The following is a 20,141-nucleotide window of genomic DNA, read 5'->3' as shown; positions in this document are numbered from 1 at the left end:
GTCATTCCCGCCCGATCCGCTTGGCCTTGTCGGCGTCGAACCACCACGTTGACGGCGCGCCGAGCTCGTATTGTGGCGGGTTCGCCGGCCGGCCGTAGACATCCCACAGGGCGAGGCGGTGGGTCGAGGCGTACCACATCGGCACCCAGTAGCGCCCGGCGCGCAGCACCCGGTCGAGGGCCTGGCAGGCGGCGGTGAGATCCGCCCGGGACTTGGCGTCGGCGATGGCGGTGAGGAGCGCGTCGATGGCGGGGTCCGCGATCCCCGACAGGTTGTTCGAGCCCGCCGTCTTGGCCGCCCGGGAGCCGTAGGTCTCGCGCAACTCCGCGCCGGGCGTCAGACCGCTGCTGTAGCGGCGCGGCGAGACGTCGAAGTCGAAATCCTTGAGCCGTGTCTGGTATTGCGAAGGGTCGACCACGCGCAGGGTCGCCTTGATGCCGAGCAGCCCGAGGTTGCGGATGAATGGCTGCGTCACCGCATCGAAGACCGGATCATCGTCCAGGAACTCGATCGTCAGCGGACGTCCGCCCGGAAGCAGGAGGCTGCCGCCGGAGCGGGTGCAGCCGGCCTCGCGCAGCAGCGCATCGGCGCGCTTGAGCAGCGCCCGGTCCTGGCCGGACCCGTCCGAGACCGGCGGCGCCCAGGCCTCGCCGAACACCTCCGGCGGCAAATCCTTCAGCGGCTCCAGCAGCGCGAGTTCCCCGGCCGAGGGTTTTCCCGAGGCTTTGAGGTCCGAGTTCTCGAAGAACGAGGCCGTGCGGGTATAGGCGCCGTACATCAGGTTCCGGTTCGACCACTCGAAGTCGAAACACAGGCCGATCGCCTCGCGCACCCGCGGGTCGCGGAACGTGTCCCGGCGGGTGTTGATCCACCAGCCTTGCGTGCCGCTCGGCCGTGCGTCCGGCACGGTCTCGAGTGTCACGCGACCCTCGGCGCGGGCCGGGAAGTCGTAGCCGGTGGCCCAGACCCGGGCGGTGAATTCTTCCCGGAACGTGAAGGCGCCGCTCTTGAACGCCTCGAACGCCACGGTGCGATCACGGAAATACTCGTAGCGGATCGTATCGAAGTTGTTCTGGCCGACATTCACGGCCAAGTCGGCAGCCCAGTAATCCTGTACCCGCTCCAGCCCGATCGAGCGGCCGACATCGACCGTGCCGACCCGGTAGGGGCCTGAGCCGAGCGGCGGCTCCAGTGTCGATGCCTCAAAATCGCGGGCGCCATAATAGGCCGCAGAGAAGATCGGCAATTGCGCCACGAACAGCGGCAGGTCCCGGGCGCGGCCGGGTTCGAAGGTCACGACGAGGCGGTCGTCGCCCTCGGCTCGGGCATCCTGCATGGCGCGGATCATCTCGGAGATCTCCGGGTGACCCTTGTCGCGCAACAGCTTGAGGCTGAAGGCGGCATCGCGCGCGGTGAGCCGCGAGCCGTCGTGGAACCGGGCCTGCGGGCGCAGCGAGAATGTGTAGGTCAGGCCGTCCGGGCTCACCGTGACGGCGCGCGCCACCAGACCGTAAATCGCGTCCGGCTCATCGAAGGCCCGGACCATCAGGCTGTCGAAGGTCAGAATCATGCCGGCGGCGCCTTCGCCGCGCAGCACGAAGATGTTGAGCGTGTTGAAGGTGTTGAACGCTTGGTTGCCGGTCGTGCCGGAGAGCGTCGCCGAGAAGCGGCCGCCGCGCGGCGCCATCGGGTTCACGTAGTCGAAATGCTCGAAGGTGGGGGGGTACTTCAGCGCGCCGAAGCTCGAGAGGCCGTGGCGCTCCGCCTCCTCGGCCTGCGCCGGCCGGATAAGCGCGAGGGCGCCGGCGCCGAGGACGACGCCGCGCCGGGTCGGTCGTCGGAGCGCGCCCGTCAACGGGGCGCCCCGGTCTTGGCCGCGAGCGCTTGGTTGTACCACCACGTCGTCGGGAAACCGGAGCTGGCGTAGAGCGGCAGGATCGCCGGGTGGCCGAACCGGTTCCAGCGCAGGGTCCGCTGCTGGTTCGAGGACCATTGCGGCACGACGTAATCGTGGGCGAGCAGCACCCGGTCGAGCGCCCGGGTGGCAGCGATCACGGTCGGCCGGTCTTTCGCAAAAATCACCTTCTCGATCAGCGCGTCGATGCCGGGATCCTTGATGCCGATCAGATTGCGCGAACCGGGCTTGTCGGCCGCCGCCGAGCCCCAGTACTCCCGCTGCTCGTTGCCGGGGGAGAGCGACTCGCCCCAGTTCGACGTGGTGATCTCGAAGTCGAAGTTGCGGATCCGGTTCTGGTACTGCGCCGGATCGATCACCCGCAGGGTGGTGTCGATGCCGATCAGTTTCAGCTGCGCCGAGAACGGCAGGATCACCCGCTCGAAGGTGTTCTGGAATTCCAGGAACTCGACGGTGAGCGGCTCGCCGGTCGCCTTGTTGACCATCTTGCCGCCACGCTGCTCGTAGCCCGCCTCGCGCAGCAGGCCGACCGCCTCGCGCAGGTTCTTGCGCACGGCCACCGGTCCGTCGTTCACCGGGTTGGTGTAGGGCGTGGTGAAGACCGATGCCGGGATCTTATCCTTGACGCACTCGAGGATCGCCTTCTCGTCGCCCTCCGGCAGGCCCGACGAGGCCAGCTCCGAGCCGAAGAAGTAGGAGTTGATGCGGTTATAGAGCCCGTAGAACAGGGCCTTGTTCATCTCCTCATAGTTCATCGCGAGGTTGAAGGCCCGGCGCACGCGCGGGTCCTTGAACTTGTCCTTCCGCGTGTTGAACACGAAGGCCTGCATGATGCCCATGCCTCGGTCGGGGAAAGCCTCCTTGATCAGGCGGCCCTCCTTCACGGCCGGAAAGTCGTCGTAGGCGGTCGCCCAGTTCCGGGCGACGTTCTCGTTGCGGAAATCGTAGAGATCGCCCTTCAGCGCCTCGACCAGCACGGTGCCGTCGCGAAAATACTCGAACCGCTCGGTGTCGAAGTTGTAATGCCCGGCATTGGCCGGCAGATCCTGGCCCCAGTAATCGGGCACGCGGGTGTAGCTGGCGCTGCGGCCGGGATCGAACTTGGCCAGCCGGTAGGGGCCGGAGCCGAGCGGCGGCTCGAGCGTGGTCTCGGTTGGATTGCGTTGCTTGCCGTTGGCGTCCTTTGCGGTCCACCAGTGCTTGGGCAGGATGCGCAATTGCCCGATCACCTGCGGCAGCTCGCGGTTGCCTGTCTCCGAAAAGGTGAAGGTCACCTCGTGCGGCCCGGTCGCCTCTGCCTTCGCGACCGTCTGGTAATAGGCCGCATAGAACGGGCTGTTGGCCTTCAGGATGTCGAAGGACCAGACCACGTCCTCGGGGGTGATCGGCTTGCCGTCGTGCCAGCGGGCGTTCTCGCGCAGGCGATAGGAGACCGAGCCGAGATCGGGGGCGACCCGCACCGCCTCGGCGACCAGGCCGTAGGAGGTGAACGGCTCGTCCGAAGACTGGGTCATCAGCGGATCGTAGATCTGCTGGATGCCGTTCTCGAGATCGCCCTTCAGGCCGGACACGATGATATTGAAGTTGTCGAAGCCGCCTTGGGCGCCAAGACGCACCATCCCGCCCTTGGGGGCGGCGGGGTCGGCATAGTCGAAATGCTTGAAGTCGGGTCCGTATTTCGGCTGGCCCATCAGCGTCAGGGCGTGAGTCCACTGGCCGGTGGCGGCGGGCATTGTCGGCGGATCGGACGGCATCGCGGCCGGTTCCTGCGCACGGGCCGGGTTGAGCTGCAGGCAGGCGACGAGGAGTGTCGCGGCGAGGAGGCGTCCAGTCACGGTCTGCGCTGTCACGGGCAGGCTGTCTCCGGTGTTGGAATCGGCGTGGATCGCCGCCGTTTGCTGAAGCTCTTAGGCCGAGGGTGCCCCGCACGTCGAGCGCGCCCGCACACGCGCCACGGGAGCAGGAATGGCGCGGGCTCTCCCTCCCCCTCTTCAGGGGAAGGAGATGTGCGTGTGCCGCGCGCCAATCCTTACAACGCCCGGCCCCGCCGGCCCTCGACCAGCCACATGGCGAGCAGCGCGGTGGCCAGGGCCGCCAGGGCCGCGAGGCCGAGCGCCAGCGGGTAGACCTCGACGCCGCGGATGTTGGCGCTGTCGCTCGGCCGGAAACCGATCCAGTCCGCGCCCGAGAGCCGTCCGCCGCGCACCACCGCGAGCCGCGGCACCTCGATGGCACCCCCTGACCCAGCGACCCGGCGGATCGAGCCTCCAGACCCGTCCGCCACCGGCTTCAGCCGCTCCGTATCGCTGAACACATCGGCGAGCTCGCGGGGGTTGGCCGGGCCGACACTGACGAAAGCCACGAGGTTGCCGGAGCGGAGCGTGTGCAGCCCGAGGCTCTCGGCGTCGAAGGTGGCGGTGAAGAGACCCGGCTCCTGGGGCTTGAGCGTCAGCGTCGTCACCTTGCCGGTCGGACCCGTGACGGTGACTGGCTCGGCCTGATCCGCCATGGTCTGGCGTTCGACCCGGACCTCCCGGCCGCGGCCGGTGGTCTGGGCGCGCAAAGCCTCCTCTTCGAGGGCCGGCTCCTTCATCAGCCAGTGGCCGAGACGGCGCAGCAGGTCGAGATAGGGTCCGCCCTCCTGGTAGCCCCGGGCCCAGAGCCAGGCATGGTCCGACAGCAGCAGGGCGACGCGGCCCTTGTCCTCCCGCGACAGGGCGAGCAGCGGCAACCCCTCGGCGCCCGACAGGATCGGCTGGATGCCGGGGCGGGTGCGGGCTTCGATGATCCGCAGCCAGTCGCCCCAAGCGGGCGGATTGGCGTCCGAGCCCGGCAGGGCGCGCGTCACAGGGTGGCGCTGGCCGACTTGGGTCGGCGTCGCCTTGTAGGGTTTTTCCACCACCCGCCCGTCCGGGTCACCCGGGAGGATGCCGGCGAGCCGGGTGCGGGCGAGACTCGCGGGACCGGCGAATTCGGGGCCGGCGGCGATCAGTAGGGCGCCGCCCTCGCGGACATAGCGGACGATGTTGTCGAAATAGGCCTGCGGCAGCACGCTTTGGTTGGCGTAGCGGTCGAAGATGATCAGGTCGAAATCCTTGATCTTCTGGACAAACAGCTCGCGCGTGGGGAAGGCGATCAGGGAGAGTTCGGAGATCGGCGTGCCGTCCTGCTTCTCCGGCGGGCGCAGGATGGTGAAGTGCACGAGATCGACGTTGGCGTCGGACTTCAGCAGGTTGCGCCACGTCCGCTCGCCCTGGTGGGGCTCGCCGGAGACCAGCAGCACGCGCAGCTTCTCGCGGATGCCCTCGATCGGCAGCACCGCGCGGTTGTTGACGTTGGTCAGCTCGCCCGGCAGCGGCTCGACCTCGATCTCCACGACGTTCGGGCCGCCATGCTCGATCCGGGTGGTCAGCGAGAACGGCTTGTCGGTGGCCACGTCCCGCCGGCCGATCTCTTCGCCGTCGCGCCGTATGGTGACGACCGCGTGGCCGGTGCCGCCGCGCTCCATGACCTCCGCGCGGATGGTCAGGTCCTTACCGACGATGCCGAAGCGGGGGGCTTCCAGCAGCTTGATTTGCCGGTCGCGCTCATCGGGATGGCCGGTGACGAGAACGTGGAGCGGCGCCTTGATGCCGAGCTGGGCCATCGCGGTCGGGATGTCGTGGACCACGCCGTCCGTGAGCATCACGATGCCGGCGAGCCGCTCCGGCGGAACGTCAGCGAGCGCTTGGCCGAGCGCCATGAACAGCTTGGTGCCGTCGTCGCCGTCCTTGGCGTCCGGCACGTCGATGAAGCGGGTCTCGATGTTGGACAATGCCCCGAAGCGGCGCTGCAATTCGGCCCGGACCGCATCGGTCATCTGCGGCCGGTCGCCGAGCGCCTGCGAGCCGGAGCGATCGACGACGATCGCCGCGATGTCCTTCACGGGCTCGCGATCCTCGTGGACCAGGGCCGGATTGGTCAGCGCCGCGAGCACCAAGGCCAGGACGACGACGCGCAGCAGGGCGGTGCGGCCCCGCGCCAGTACCGCGAACGCCGCCAGGACGGCGACGATCACGCCCAGCACGGCGATGGCCGGCCAGGGCAGGAAGGGGGTGAAGCTGAGGCTCAGCATGACGCTCCGACCTCCAAGACGTAGATCGTTTGAGCACGGCCCCTTTCCTGGGCGCACGGAGCTTCGGCGGAATGCGACCCGGGATCCGGCACGAGATCTCGCGAAGCGTCCGGATGGCTCATACGGTGCCGCTGCGCGGTGCTTTCCGTGCTGGGTCCCGGATCACCTTCCACTGCGTTCCAGGCGTCCGGGAAAGGGGTGCGCGTCGGAAGCCGGTGTGGCGGTAGCTCGGTCGCTGGCGATGAGGCGTCAATCCACGTGGCTTCCGAGGCCCTGAGGGGAGGGGCGCCGATCTGAATGCTCAAAGAAATCACTGCCCCAGTCGCTCCAGCAGCGCGGGCACGTGCACCTGATCCGCCTTGTAGTTGCCCGTGAGCGTGTACATCACGATGTTGACGCCCCCGCGGAACGCCATTTCGCGCTGGCGCTGGTCGCCGCCCACCACCGGGTAGAGCGGCTCGCCGCGACGTCCGACCGCCCAGGCGGCGGCGAGGTCGTTGCTGGTGATGACGATCGGGCTTACCCCGTCGCCGGCGCGGGCCGGGCGGCGCTCAGCGCCCTCGGCGGCCGGCGGCAGCGCCTCGACCCAGGTCTGGCCAGTGGCGTAGCGGCCCGGAAAGCTGTCCACGAGGTAGAACGCCTTGGTCAGTACGTGGTCGAGCGGCACCGGCTCCAGCTCCGGCACTTCGAGCGTCGCCAGCATCGTGCGGAGATACGTCGCCTCCGGGGAGGGCGGTCCGCCCGGTCGGGCGGTGAGCGCATCGCGCGTGTCGAACAGGATGGTGCCGCCGTTGAGCATGAACGCGTCGATCTTGCGGATCGCGACCTCCGAGGGCTGCGGCCTGTTCGGCGCGATCGGCCAGTAGATCAGCGGGTAGAAGGCCAGTTCGTCCTTGGCGGGGTCGATGCCGGCCGGCTCGCCCGGTTCCAGGGCGGTCCGGGTGGAGAGCATCTGGGTCAGGCCGGTGAGGCCGGTGCGGCTGGCCTCGTCGACGGCGGCGTCGCCTGTGATCACGTAGGCCAGCCGCGTGACGAGGGCCGATTCGATGCCGTTCGGCCGGTTGATCGCCGGTTCCTCGGCACGAACGGGCACGGCCGGCAGGGCCGCGAGCAGGACGACGCCCGCGAGCGCCAGCACAGCCGGGCGTCCGCGCAGGCGGGACACGAGGCCGCTGCGGCGCAGGAATCCGCCGAGCCAGAGGCCCGCCAGGGTGTCGAGCGCCAGCAGCAGCAGCGCCAGGGTGAACAGGCTCGGGCGCAGATCGACGGTCTCGGCCCCGGCGAGCGAGCCGAACCGGGCACCGTCGAGGGCGGCGGTATCGATGGGCTTCAGCCGGTCGTCGGGCTTGAGGGCGTTCACGCTGATGCCTCCGTCCGGCGGGCCGTAGAAGCCCGGCGGATGCTCTAGGGTCCCCCGGTCGGCGTAATCGGCCGACACCGCGGTAGCCGAGGCCGGGGGTGAGCCCAGCGCACCGAACCCGTCCAGCGTCACCCGCGGGGCGAGGACCGGGGCGGCCGTACGCGGGGATTCACCCTGAGCCGGCGCCGCGGCACCGGCCAGGGCCACCACGCGCCGGAGCATGTCGATGAACAGGCCGGAGAGTGGCAAGTTCGACCATGTCGTGTCGGCCGTAACGTGGAACAGCACGATCGTGCCCTGGCCACGCTTTTGCGCGGTGACGATCGGGGTGCCGTCCTGGAGCGAGGCCCAGGTCCGGTTCGGCAGGTCGCCATCGGGCTCGGCCAGGATCTGGCGGCGCACGCCGATATCGGCCGGCGGCGTCAGGCCGGCGAACGGGCTCTCGGGCGGGAAGGGCGCGAGCGTCTTCGGGCTGTCCCAGGACAGGGTGCCGCCGAGCGTCCTCCCGCCCCGGCGCAGCCGCACCGGCACCAGCGGATCGCTGCCGGCGGCGAGGCGCGGGCCGGCGAAGCGCAGGAGCATCCCACCCTCTTTCACGAAGCTTTCGATGCGCGCGGTGGTCTTCTCGTCCAGCGCCCCGACATCGGCCAGCACGAGGACCGAGACCTGATTGTCGAGGAGCTGGTTGATCGACTCCGCCGTGCCCTTGGCCCCGCGGGGCTCCTGCACGTCCGCGAACGGCTGGAGTGCCCGGGCGAGGTAGTAGGTCGGCGCCAGCAGGGGCTGCGCCTGATCGAGTGTGCCGCCGAACACGAGCCCGACCCGCCGCCGCTTGCCGCGCTCGTCCTGCAGAACGACGGCGCCGGCCGAGCGCTCGCCCGTGATTTCCAGCCGGCTGATGCTGTTGCGCAATTCCACCGGCAACTCGAAGGTGGCCTCCGTGTCCGTGGCGTCGGCCGCGAAGGTGAAATCGCGTTCGGCGAGCGGCAGGCCCTTCTGGTCGAGTGCCCGGATCACGCCGGAATCGCGCCCGTTCGGAACCGCCCGCAGGGCATGGGTGACGAGCTTGCCCGCATTCTCGGTGGCGGTGAGGGCTAAGGCTGGCGGCCGGTCGGCCCGCAGCACGGTGAGCGCGGCACCCTTGTCGCCGGCGAGGTCCACGAGCCCCTTGGAAAAGCGCGTGTCGTCGGCACCGGCGACGCCGTCGCTGATCCAGACGAGGCCGGCACCCCGGTTCTTGTCGAGGAAGGTCTCGATCGTTGCGAGATGCGCGTCGCGGGTCGGCAGGATCGGGCGGGGCGCCAGGGCGCGCAACCGTTCCAGGGCTGCGGCCGGGGTCTTCGCCTCGAACGCCGCGGGGGCGTCGGCGAGCCCGATCACCGCCACCGGCCGGCCGTCGCGGGCGCCGCCCTCTACGGCGTCGGTCGCGACGCGCAGCCGGTCGCGCCAGTCGTGGGCGGCGGGGAAGCCGTTGTCGAGGAGCACGAGTAGCGCGCTGCGGCCGCCCCCGGCTCCAACGCCCCCGGCATTCCAGACCGGGCCTGCCACCGCCAGGATCAGGGCAGCGGCGATCAGCAGGCGCAGGATCAGCAGCCAGGGCGGCGTGCGCGCAGGCGTCTGCCGCTGCGGGATCAGGTCGGCCACGAGCTTGAGCGGCGGGAAGTTGATCCGCCGCGGGCGCGGCGGGGTCACCCGCAGCAGGAACCACAGGGCCGGCAGGCCGATCAGCGCCGCGAGGGCGAGCGGGGCGGCGAAGGTCAGACCCAGCATGGCGGCCTCACTCCGTGCCGCGGGCGGCGATCAGTGTGGCGAGCCGCAGGGCCGCCTCGCTCGCCGGCCGGTCCGTGCGGTGGATCGTGAGTGTCCAGCCCTGACCGCGGGCGATGGCCGCCAACGCGGCCCGGTGCTCGGCGATCCGGGCACGGTAGCGCGCCCCCCAGGCATCGGCGTCGCCGATATCGAGGCTGAGGCTGCCTTCGAGATCGTGCAACACGGCCTGACCGGTGAACGGGAAGGTCTCCTCGATCGGGTCCACCACCATCAGGAGATGGCCGCGGCTCCCACGGCCGGCGAGGTTCTGAACGGCGGCGGCGATCCGGTCGGGTTCGGTGAGGAAGTCGCCGATCAGCACCACCTCGTCGAAGCGGGCTGGGGTGGCCCGGGGCGGCAGGTCCTCGGTGAGGCCGGCCGTGTCGGCCACAAGGGCCTGGGCCAGACGCTCGACGATGCCGCGCGACGCGCTGGCCCGGGTCAGCCCGAGGAGCCCGACCCGCTCGCCGCCCTCCACGAAGGCATCAGCCAGAGCCAGCCCGAGGATGAGCGCGCGCTCGACCTTGGGCGCCGTGGCCAGGTCCGAAACGAAGCCCATGGAGGCCGAGCGGTCGATCCACAGCCAGATGTTGTGGGCCGCCTCCCATTCGCGCTCGCGCACATAGAGCCGGTCGTCCCGGGCCGAGCGGCGCCAATCCACGCGCGCGGCGGCCTCGCCGGTGACGAAGGGACGGAACTGCCAGAAACTCTCGCCGGGACCCGCGCGGCGGCGCCCGTGGAGGCCGTGAGCCAGCAGGCTCGACACGCGCCGCGCTTCCAGGACGAGGCGGGGCATCTTGTCGGATAGGGCCGTCGCGCCCTCGCTCTCGCGCCGGCCTGGGGTGCGTCTGCCCGCGTCGAGGGCGTTTGTCGCGACCATCGTCAGCGGAGCCCTTCGGCGCGGCTCAGCGCCGACGATGGCTCGAAGGTACGCATTTTCTTCATGTTAGCCGGCATCCACCTAACTCGAAAATGCTTCCGGATTAGATCTTCCCCGCGAGCTTGGCGATCAGGCCCTCAATGGTCTCGCCGTCCGCGCGGGCGGCGTAGCTCAGCGCCATCCGGTGCTTGAGCACCGGCTCGGCCAGGGCTTTCACGTCGGCTACCGACGGGGCGACCCGGCCCTCGATCAGCGCCCGGGCGCGGGCGGCGAGCGTCAGCGCCTGGCTGGCGCGAGGGCCGGGACCCCAGAGGAGCTTGTCCTTCACGATCGCGTTGCCGCTGTCCGGCCGGGCGGCGCGCACGAGGTCGAGGATCGCCTCCACCACGGCCTCGCCCACCGGCAGCCGGCGTACGAGGCGCTGGGCGGTCAGCAGCTGCTCGGTGGACATCACGACCCGCGGCCGCACTTCATCGACGCCGGTGGTCTCGATCAGGATCCGGCGTTCGGCGGCGCGGTCGGGGTATCCGACATCGATCTCCAGCAGGAACCGATCGAGCTGCGCCTCGGGCAGCGGGTAGGTGCCCTCCTGCTCGATCGGGTTCTGGGTGGCGAGCACGTGGAATGGCCGGGGCAGGTCGTGGCGGGCGCCGGCCACGGAAACGTGACCCTCCTGCATGGCCTGGAGCAGGGCCGATTGCGTCCGCGGGCTCGCGCGGTTGATCTCGTCGGCCATCAACAGCTGGGTAAAGACCGGTCCCTGCACGAACCGGAACGCCCGGCGGCGCTCGGCATCCTCCTCCAGGATTTCGGTCCCGAGGATATCGGAGGGCATCAGGTCCGGGGTGAACTGCACGCGCCGCGCGTCGAGGCCGAGCACGGTGCCGAGCGTCTCCACCAGCTTGGTTTTGGCCAAGCCCGGCAGGCCGACCAGCAGGCCGTGGCCGCCCGCCAGGATGGTCACGAGGGCGAGATCGACCACCTTCTCCTGCCCGAAGATCACCCCGTGGATCGCGTCCCGCGCCGCGCCGACATCGGCGAGGCAGCTCTCAGCCGTCGCCACGATGCCGTCGTCGAGGGTGGTGGCCGGGCTGATCCCCTGCGTCATGCCGCTATCCATCTCCTGCCCGGGCCTTCGGAAAGGCCCGCCGGTCAATCCCGTAAGTGTGGGGCTGATGATACCGGGCTGGCAAGGTCGGGATCGCCGCACGCCAATTCGGGGCGCCGAAGCGAGCCCCGGTCCGGCGCGCGGGAAGGTGTTCCGGCGGGCAGCCGCGACAGGGTCAGATCTTACCCTGGAGGCCCATCGTGTAGTATTTGTGCACGATCTTGTCCTGGTTCTCGAGGAGCCAGTCGATCGAGGGCTCGTTGGTCATGGCCTTGCGGATCGCCTCGGTCATGCCCTTGCGCTGGATCTCGAACAGCGCCTTGTGGTCGACCGTCTCGGCCTGGATCACGCCCGGGCTCAGCCAGACCGAGCAGATGATGCCGAGGTCGTTGGCCTTCTCCTTCGGGATGTAGCCCGCCCGCACGGCGTCGAGCACGCCGTTGGCGATGGCGAACTGCACCGTGCCCATCAGGATCGACGTGTACTTGCTCTCGGTCACGCTCACCTTGGAGACGCAGAGCGTCACCGGGCGGACCATGATGTCGGTGTTGAGCAGCGCGAAGACGCGGCTGTGGCCGACGACCTGATCGCCCGTCAGGGTCGCCAGGGCAGTGCCGACCGGTCCGTCGAGCTCGCCGATGATGACCTCGGGCTCGGCCGCGGTGTTCGGCGGACCGCCCGCCACCAGGGCTTCGCCGGCGCGGAGGATGATGCGTTCACTCATTGCGGTAGGCTCCATCGTGTGTGGTCTGCGCCGGACGGAGCAGCGTCGCGCCTTTGCTCGCGCGACCCCGGGCTTCCGCGATCGCTCCGGGTGCGGATCGGCCGCCGGGGTCGCGTATGCCGCCGACGCCTTCCGTGAACGCGGCTCGTACACGAAGCCGGCGACCGCAGGATAGGGACGGGCGGGAATTTCCGGGGGCCATCCCACGGGTCCCGGGCGCGGCGGCGTCACCCGTCCCACAGTCGGGTCTTGGCCGCCGGGTCTTGGCGTCGGCGACCCGGACCTTTAGGAAGGCGCCCAGGCCGGGGCGGTCCCGCCTGCGATCGCCGGACCGGCCGAACCCTCTGATGTCTCTCGCGGATCGCGGCGTGGGCAGCTGTTCGGGCTTCTCGCGTATCCGGACCCCACCATGCGCCTTCGCAATGTGTTCGCCGCCGGATTACCGGAAACGGCCGGCCTCGCCGGGGCGGCGCAATCCCTCGCGCGTCCGCTGACCCGCCGGCTCAAGCGCCGCCGCGGCGAACCCCGGCAGGCGGACCTGATCCAGGCGGTCAAGGCATCCGGCCTGTTCGATCCCGCATGGTACGCCCGGCGCTATCCCGACGTGGTCGGAGAGGGGATCGATCCGGTGGTGCACTATGCGGTCCATGGCGGCCGAGAGGGGCGCTGGCCGCACCCGCTGTTCCACGGCGACCTTTACCTCGACTCCGTGCCGGGGCTCCGGGCCGAGGGCATCAATCCGGTGCTCCACTACCGCGACCGCGGCGCCGAGGCGGGGATCCGCCCCAACCCGCTGTTCGATCCGGACTGGTACGCCGAACGCTATCTCGGCGGCGCGCAGCAGCGCGGAGAAGCCTTCCTGCACTTCCTGGCCAATCCGGGCACCGACCCGTCGTCACTGTTCGACACGGCTTGGTACCTGTCCCGCTATCCCGACGCCCGGGCTGCCGGCGGCAATGCCCTCGCGCACTACTACGAGACCGGCCGGAAGCAGGGCTACCTGCGCAATCCGGAGGAGTTCGTCGGGCTGTCGCGGCACGTGGACCTGATCCGCCGCTCCGGGATCTTCGACGCGGAATTCTACCGCGCGCGCTGCCCCGAGGCCGCGACCAGCGGTCTTGAGCCCCTGGAGCACTACGTCATGGCGGGCGGCTATCGCCGCTACGCGCCCCATCCGCTGTTCGACCCGGATTGGTACGCGGCCCAATCCACCGCCGTGCGGGCCGACGCCCTCAACCCCCTGGTCCATTTCCTGGAGCATGGCTCCGCCGAGGGGCTGGATCCCGGACCCTGGTTCGACACGCGCTGGTACGCGAAGTCCTACTTCGCCGGCGACGGCGCCGGGCAGAATCCGCTGGTGCACTTCCTCGCGGATGGCGGGCGCAGCACCAGCCCGTCACCGCGCTTCGACGCACCCTGGTATCTCGCCCGCTACCCGAAGGTCGCTGCCCTCGGGCTCAACCCGCTCGTCGATTACGTGCTGACCGGCCTGGAGGCGGGGCGGCTCACCCGGCGCGTCCCCGGCAGCACGGTGCCGGAGGCGTCCGACGCCCACCTGTCCTGTCTGAAGCGGGAGCCGCGCCGGCACAACCGCACGGCCCTGTTCATTACCCATTGCCCGGAGGGCCGGATCCGCGGCCATGTCGAGCCCTACTTGAAGGCCTTCGCGGAGAACGGGGCCGACATCGTCCTGATCATCGCCGCCGACCAGCAGAAGAACGCGGTGCCACAGGCGATCCTGGATCTGTGCGCCTCGGTCTATCTGCGCGAGAACAAGGGCTTCGATTTCGCCGCCTGGGCGCATGTCCTGCTGGAGGATGTCGATCTCCTCGACTCGGAGATGCTGTACCTTGCCAACGACAGCCTCGTCGGGCCCCTCGACGGGAACGATTTCGCTGCGCTTCTGGCGAAGATCGATGCGTTCCCGGAGGCGGTGATCGGGCTCGCCGACAACTTCTATTACAGTCATCACCTGCAGAGCTTCTTTTTGGCCCTGAAGCGGCGCTGCCTATCGTCCTACGCGTTCAATCACTTCCTCCTGTCGGTGGCGAACTGGCCGGACAAGAACTCGGTGATCACCGAGTACGAGCTGACCTTCTCGCAGCGGATGCGGGCCGCGGGGCTCGGGATGCGCAGCCTGTTCTCGGCGCAGAACAAGCACATGTCGCTGGTCAACGATCCGCGCAACAACCGTACCCTGTTCGACTGGGAGAACATGCTCAGCCAGGGCTTCCCGTTCGTGAAGCGCTCGCTCCTGGGCGAGCATGCCGCGATCGGCGGTGCGGCGGTGCGGGAGGCGATCGCGGAGCGCGGCTTCGACCTCGACCGGCTCGACGTGACCTACACGTATCCCGGCGCCAGGATCTGGGCGGACCTGCGCAAACCCGAGGCGCCGGAGCGGCCGCTGCGCGTGTCGTTCATCTCGCCAATGAACTACGCCAACGGCCTCGGGGTCGCGGCCCGGAGCTACGCCCGTGCGCTCCACCGCGCGCCGTTCGCGCTGAACATCCACCCGATGGAGCGCCCCTTCCACGTCCACGCCCGGGTGGCGCCGGCTTGGCAGGCCCGGACCTTCTCGGGACCGGCGGATGTCGCCCTGGTGCATTTCAACGGCGACAGCTGGCACTCGCTCATGAGCGACGCGCAGCAGGCGACAGCCGCGCAGGCGCGCCTGAAGATCGGGCTGTTCGTCTGGGAGACCTCCCACGTGCCGGGCGGCTGGCTGCCCACCGTCGACGGGCTCGACGCGATCTGGGCGCCCACCGAGTTCTGCGCGGCGATCTTCCGGCAGATCACCGACATCCCGGTCGATGTCGTGCCCTACGTGGTCGAGAACGAGGCCGGCGAGCCGGCGAGCGCCGCCGCGAAGGCGAACCTGCGCAAGGCCTTCGCGATCGACCCGTCCAGGCGGGTGATCCTCTACGCCTTCGACGGGTCGAGCTACCTCGCCCGCAAGAACCCGCACGCGCTGATCCGGGCGTTCCGGGCTGCCGGTCTCGGGCAAGCCGGCTGGCAGCTCGTGCTCAAAACCAAGCACGTCTTCGATCTGCCCGAGGAGGGCAAGAAGCTGCTCGACCTCGTCGGAACCTCGGGCGACGTCGTGGTGATCGACCAGCCGCTCTCGCAGAACGAGCTCGGCGCCCTGTTCGAGCTCGGCGCGGTCTACGCGTCGTCGCATTCCTCGGAGGGCTTCGGCCTGACGATCGCCGAGGCGATGGAGATGGGCAAGGTCGTGGTCGCCACCGATTACGGCGGCTGCCGCGACTTCCTCGACGCCACCTGCGGCTTCCCCGTGAAGGCCGAGGTCACCGCCCTCGACCAGACCTACGGCCCGTACCTGCGCGGTGCCGAATGGGGCCAGGTGGACGAGGCCGACCTCGCCCGGGCGCTCACCGATGCGGCCCGGGCCGTGACGGGTGGAGAGGCGGCCCGGATCGGTGTCGCCGCCCGGGCGCGCATCCGCGAGCGGCTGTCCACCGGCGCGGTCGCGGCCGCCATGGAGGCGAGCCTATCCCGCCTCCGCGCTGAACGGTCCTGATTCCCCGGAGACGCGACCTGTGTTGAAGAAGAAGCCGGTCCCGGCCCCGTCGGCCTCCTGGGAAGCGCTCGCGTGGCCGGACGCGATCCTGCCGCTGCCGCTCGACGCGCAGTTCCGCCCCTTGGACGAGCGCCGCCTCGGCCAGATCGCCGCCCGGCAGCTGCCGTCCTGCCGGGCCGTGTTCATCGCCCCGGCGGCCTCGGAGCTGCGCCCGGACCTTGTGGCGCAAGTCACGCGCGCCCTGGCCGAGCGGCCCGATATCGGCATCTTCTATGGCGACGACGCCGTGGTGGACGGCACCGGACAGGTCCGCAGCGTCCATTGCAAGCCGGCCTTCAATCCAACTCTGCTGATGGCCGACGATTACATCGGCTTTCCGCTGCTGATCCGTACCGCGGCCTTCGCAGGCCTCCTCCCGGATTTCCGTCAGCGCTACCCGAGCGCCGCGTGGTTCCGGTTCCTGCTTGGGGCGATCTCCGCCGGCATCGGGATCGATCGGATTCCCGAGACCCTGATCGCCTCGCCGCTCGAGCGGCCGAAGGCGACGCGCACGGCCCGCGCCCACGCCCTCGACCGCTGGTTCGAGACGACCGGCGTCCCGTTGCGCACAAGTCCCGGCCTGACGCCGGACACGCTGGAGATCCGCCGGACGCTCGATCCGCGCCCGTCCGTCACCCTCGTGGTTCCGACCAACCAGAGCCGGCCGAAGGACGATCAGGGCCGCCCCGTGGAGGGCGCCAAGCCGCACGTGATCAACCTGCTCGACAGCCTCGGCCGCAGCACTTATCCGGCCGACTGGATCCGGGTGCTGATCGGCGACGACGTGGCCGACGATGCCATCTATCGCGGCCGCTCCGACCGGTTCGCGGTGACTCGCCTGCTGACGACCCGGGCACCGGGGGAGCGGTTCAACTACGCCGCCAAGATGAACACGCTCTGGCGGGCCGCCGAGACCGACCTCGTCATCCTGATGAACGACGACCTCGTGGTGCGCCGGCCCGGCTGGATCGAAGCCCTGCTGACCTTCGCGCTCGACCGGGGCGTCGGCGGCGTCGGCGGCCGGCTTTTGTTTCCGAACGGCAAGCTCCAGCATGCCGGCATGACCGGCGGCATCTTCGACGTGTTCGCCCATCCCTGGTACAACCGGGATGCTGCGGAACCGACCTATGGCGACTGGGCGTTGACCCAGCGCGACTGCTCGGCGGTGACCGGCGCCCTCTTCGCGACCCGCAAGGCCGTGCTCGACGCCGTGAATGGTTTCGACGAGGATTTCGCCCTCGATTTCAACGACGTCGATCTGTGCCTGAAGATGCGCCAGCTCGGCTACCGCATCGTCTACACGCCGTTCGCCGAGATGGCGCACCACGAGAGCGCGTCGCGCCAGACCAGCTTCGCCCCGGGCTCACAGACCGCGCGCTTCCTGCGCCGCTGGCACGACGTGCTGGCGGAGGATCCCACCTACTCGCCGCAACTGCGTACCGATACCGATGTGGTCGCCCCCCGGGCCGACGCGACGCGCTGGATCACGGAGCGGCGGCGGGAGGGCTGATTGCGGTTCCGTTGGCTGTGGTGCGATCCTGAGCGCCCGAGGCAGCCGCTCCCCAGCGCTGCGCTCCCCCCATCACACAGGATAAGCGGCTACACGCGTCGTCCGCGCACGGGAGAACGTCGATCAAGTGGATGCCAGGTCGACGCCAGATCCTATTAAGCAAAACTGGCAAATAGACCGGCCTGACGGGTAAGAATCCCTATAAATGTGTTCTCATGAACGGTGTAATAGACGACAGTGCTGTCGCTATTTCAGCGGGTGCTGCGCCTCGCGTTCAGGAGCTGGCCGTGAAGAGGATCCTCGCCGCCGCCCTGCTGCTTACCGTCGCCGGCGCCTACGTGGAGATCCGTCTCCACGAGGGCGGGCGCCCGGTCGCCGGCACCGCGATGCGGGCTGGGATCGCGGCCTTCAACCCCGCGCCGATCCCGGCGGAGTGGGTCGTCTCGGGCGATCCCGTCACCGAGGTCGCAGAAGTCTCGGAAACCCATGATGGGAGCGCGAACGTCTATCTCTGGCGCACCACGGCGAGCACGTTCCGCTGGACCCACCACAGCGACGAGATCATCACGATCCTCGACGGCGACGTCTTCATCACCGAAGCGGATGGCAAGCGGCATCACCTGACCCCGGGCGATGTCGCGCATTTCCCGGTCGGATCCGTTCAGCTCTGGGAGGTGCCCAGGACCCTCCTGAAATCGGCGATCCTCAAGCATCGGCATCCGGCGCTGGTCGAGGCCTCGCTGCGCTGGATGCGCCGGGCCCGCGCGCTCGTCGTCGGCTGAGATACAGGGCGCCCGCTACAGGGCCTCCCCGCGCATCAGCCGAGGCCGCGATCCGCGCGCGGCGGCGGCCTCGCCGATGAAGAAGCGCTTGAGCCTCGGCAGCCGGTCCACGAGCCCGAGGCCGAGATCCCGGGCGAGCCGCAGCGGCAGCGCATCGTTCGAGAACAGGCGGTTCAGCCCGTCGGTCGCCGCCGCCATGGCGAAGCTGTCGAAGCGCCGGGCGCGCTCATAGTCGCGCAGGACGTCGGGGCTGCCGGGATCGAGGCCGAGGCGCAGCGCACCGGTTACCGCCTCGGCGAGGGAGGCGGCATCCGCCAGGCCGAGGTTAAGTCCCTGGCCGGCGATCGGGTGGATCACGTGGGCGGCGTCGCCCAGCAGGGCGAGGCGCGGCGCGTAAAAACTCCGGGCGAGGCCAAAGGCCAGGGGGTGCCGGCTCGGCCCATGCTCGAGGGCGAGCGTTCCGAGATCGAGGGTGAAGCGGCGCTCGATCTCGGCCAGCACTTCGTCGGGCTCACCGGACAGCAGGGCGTCGGCCGCGTCGGCGCGCTCGGTCCAAACGATCGAGGAGCGATGGCCGAGAGCTCCACCGTCCCGCAGCGGCAGGATCGCGAACGGGCCCGCGGGCAGGAAATGCTCGAAGGCTCGGCCCCCGTGCGGCTGGGCGTGGCCGATGGTCGCCACGATGCCGACCTGCGGATAGGACCAGCCGACCCAGCCGATCCGCGCCGCCTCCCGCAGGCGCGAACGTGCGCCGTCGGCGGCGACCAAGAGATCGCCGCGCAGCTGCGCGCCCGTGCTCAGCTCCGCACGGATCGCCGGACCCTCTTGCGTCGCGCGCACCACGCCGGCCAAGACGAAGGCGACACCGGCCTCCCGGCAGGCCTGCCCCAACGCCTCGGCCAGGGGCTCGGCCTCCACCATGTGGGCGAAGGGATCGCCTTCGACCCGATCGTCCTCCGCCTCTTGGTCGAACGCGCGGCCGAAGGTCAGGAAGACCGGGCGGACCGGATCGGCAAGGCGGCTGTCGCTGATCACCATCTCGGTGATGGGCTCGGCCGCCCCCGAGAGCCGGTCCCAGACACCGAGGCGGTCCAGCATCCGTCGCGCCCCCGCCGCCACCGCGTAGGCCCGGCCGCGATGGCGCGCCGGGTCGGCGCCGGAGGGATCGATCACCGTCACGGCGAGTGCGGGTCCATGGGCCTGCTTGAGCGCGAGCGCCAGGGCGAGGCTGGGCAGGCCGCCCCCGGCGATCAGGAGGCGGCGGCTACCGGGGCGGGGCGTCTCGGCCGTCATCGTGGCAGATCTCCGGTGTGACTCCCGCGCGGGAGACGTTGGCTAGGTCGGTTCGAAAGGCCTATGTCGCACGCGGGCAACGAACGGAAACCCCGCGCGCCATGACGGACGCTAATACCGACGCGATGACCGACGCCGTCGCCGAACTCATCGCCATCCTCGACCTCGAACGCCTGGAGGTCGATCTGTTCCGCGGGCAGAACCCGAAAACCGGCTGGCGGCGGGTCTTCGGCGGGCAGGTGGTAGCCCAGGCACTGGTCGCCGCCACCCGCACCGTGCCGGACGATCGTCCGGTCCATTCCCTGCACGCCTACTTCATGCTGCCGGGCGATCCCCGCACGCCCATCGTGTACGAGGTCGAGCGGATCCGGGACGGGCGCAGCTTCACGACCCGACGGGTCAAGGCGATCCAGCACGGGCGGGCGATCTTCGCCACAACGGTCTCGTATCAGGTGGCCGAGGAGGGGCTCGTTCACCAGCCGGCGATGCCGGACGTGGCCGGCCCGGAGGGACTTCTCGACGGCAAGGCGCTGGCGGCTGCCGGCGGCAGCGGCATGCCGGAAGCCATTGCCGCGTATTTCGGCCGCGAGCGGCCGATCGCCCTGCGTCCGGTCGACCTGAACCGCTACATCGCCGCCGGGAAGGGCGGCCGACCACCCGAGCCGGTCTTCAACGTCTGGCTGCGGGCTGCCGCCACCTTGCCGGACGATCCGGCCCTCCACCGGGCGGTGCTGGCCTATGCCTCCGACATGACCCTGCTCGACGTCTCCCTGATCCCGCACGAGCGCTCGGTGTTCGACCCGGCCATCCAGGCCGCGAGCCTCGATCACGCTCTCTGGTTCCACCGACCCGTGAAGATCGATGACTGGTTGCTCTACGCCCAGGACAGCCCTGTCGCCGGCGGCGCCCGCGGTTTCGCCCGCGGGCAGATTTTCGACCACGCCGGCAACCTCGTGGCCTCCGTGGCGCAAGAAGGCCTTATTCGGCCGAAGCGGGATTAAAACGCGTTCCCGTGCGTGCGTTGCGGATCTGCAACTCACGGGAATGCTGCTTGTTGAGCAGACTGCCC

General features: G+C 69.9%; 12 protein-coding genes. 4 read left to right on the top strand and 8 right to left on the bottom strand.

The window, feature by feature from the left end:
• Nucleotide 1: 1 nt before the first annotated feature.
• The 7 genes from MKK84_RS19750 to MKK84_RS19720 all read right to left on the bottom strand — a co-directional run bounded on the left by MKK84_RS19750 (nucleotide 2) and on the right by MKK84_RS19720 (nucleotide 11,910).
• Nucleotides 2-1,855: an extracellular solute-binding protein gene (locus tag MKK84_RS19750; RefSeq protein ID WP_243922719.1), complete on the bottom strand. Its 1,854-nt coding sequence runs from the start codon at nucleotides 1,853-1,855 to the stop codon at nucleotides 2-4.
• The gene (locus tag MKK84_RS19745) at nucleotides 1,852-3,765 is read right to left on the bottom strand and encodes an extracellular solute-binding protein (protein ID WP_243922717.1); all 1,914 of its coding nucleotides are present in this window, start codon (nucleotides 3,763-3,765) and stop codon (nucleotides 1,852-1,854) included. The genes MKK84_RS19750 and MKK84_RS19745 overlap by 4 nt, the downstream gene beginning before the upstream one ends.
• A gap of 179 nt (nucleotides 3,766-3,944) precedes the next feature.
• Nucleotides 3,945-6,029 carry a hypothetical protein gene (locus MKK84_RS19740; protein WP_243922715.1) on the bottom strand — a complete coding sequence of 695 codons (2,085 nt, stop codon included), beginning with the start codon at nucleotides 6,027-6,029 and terminating at the stop codon, nucleotides 3,945-3,947.
• 310 nt (nucleotides 6,030-6,339) lie between these two features.
• Entirely contained in the window at nucleotides 6,340-9,159 is a 2,820-nt protein-coding gene (locus tag MKK84_RS19735) for a DUF4159 domain-containing protein (RefSeq protein ID WP_243922713.1), read from the bottom strand.
• Between the two features lie 7 nt (nucleotides 9,160-9,166).
• Nucleotides 9,167-10,078 carry a DUF58 domain-containing protein gene (locus tag MKK84_RS19730; RefSeq protein WP_243922711.1) on the bottom strand — a complete coding sequence of 304 codons (912 nt, stop codon included), beginning with the start codon at nucleotides 10,076-10,078 and terminating at the stop codon, nucleotides 9,167-9,169.
• Between the two features lie 103 nt (nucleotides 10,079-10,181).
• Complete coding sequence (locus tag MKK84_RS19725; RefSeq protein ID WP_243922709.1) at nucleotides 10,182-11,186, bottom strand: AAA family ATPase; 1,005 nt, start codon at nucleotides 11,184-11,186, stop codon at nucleotides 10,182-10,184.
• A gap of 175 nt (nucleotides 11,187-11,361) precedes the next feature.
• On the bottom strand, nucleotides 11,362-11,910 hold the full coding sequence (locus MKK84_RS19720) for a formaldehyde-activating enzyme (protein ID WP_243922707.1): 549 nt from the start codon (nucleotides 11,908-11,910) through the stop codon (nucleotides 11,362-11,364).
• Nucleotides 11,911-12,319: 409 nt separating this feature from the next.
• Between MKK84_RS19720 and MKK84_RS19715 the strand changes: the two genes are divergently transcribed.
• From MKK84_RS19715 to MKK84_RS19705, 3 genes are all read left to right on the top strand, one after another.
• Nucleotides 12,320-15,448, top strand: coding sequence for a rhamnan synthesis F family protein (locus tag MKK84_RS19715; RefSeq protein WP_243922705.1), 3,129 nt, complete (start codon nucleotides 12,320-12,322; stop codon nucleotides 15,446-15,448).
• 19 nt (nucleotides 15,449-15,467) lie between these two features.
• The gene (locus tag MKK84_RS19710; protein WP_243922703.1) at nucleotides 15,468-16,997 is read left to right on the top strand and encodes a glycosyltransferase family 2 protein; all 1,530 of its coding nucleotides are present in this window, start codon (nucleotides 15,468-15,470) and stop codon (nucleotides 16,995-16,997) included.
• Nucleotides 16,998-17,284: 287 nt separating this feature from the next.
• Nucleotides 17,285-17,779 (top strand): cupin domain-containing protein, encoded by a 495-nt coding sequence (locus MKK84_RS19705; protein ID WP_243922701.1) that lies wholly within the window; start codon nucleotides 17,285-17,287, stop codon nucleotides 17,777-17,779.
• A 15-nt stretch (nucleotides 17,780-17,794) separates the two neighbouring features.
• On the opposite strand, the gene MKK84_RS19700 is transcribed toward MKK84_RS19705, so the two are convergent.
• Nucleotides 17,795-19,072, bottom strand: a complete 1,278-nt coding sequence (locus MKK84_RS19700) for an FAD-dependent monooxygenase (RefSeq protein WP_243922699.1) — start codon at nucleotides 19,070-19,072, stop codon at nucleotides 17,795-17,797.
• A gap of 101 nt (nucleotides 19,073-19,173) precedes the next feature.
• On the opposite strand from MKK84_RS19700, the gene tesB reads away from it, so the two are divergent.
• Nucleotides 19,174-20,073, top strand: a complete 900-nt coding sequence (gene tesB / locus MKK84_RS19695; protein ID WP_243922697.1) for an acyl-CoA thioesterase II — start codon at nucleotides 19,174-19,176, stop codon at nucleotides 20,071-20,073.
• The last annotated feature ends 68 nt before the right edge of the window (nucleotides 20,074-20,141 follow it).

This window comes from Methylobacterium sp. E-065, from assembly GCF_022829605.1.
Taxonomy (GTDB): Bacteria; Pseudomonadota; Alphaproteobacteria; order Rhizobiales; family Beijerinckiaceae; genus Methylobacterium.
The sequence above is the reverse complement of the archived record's forward strand: the minus strand, read 5'-3'. Positions and strand labels throughout refer to the sequence as shown.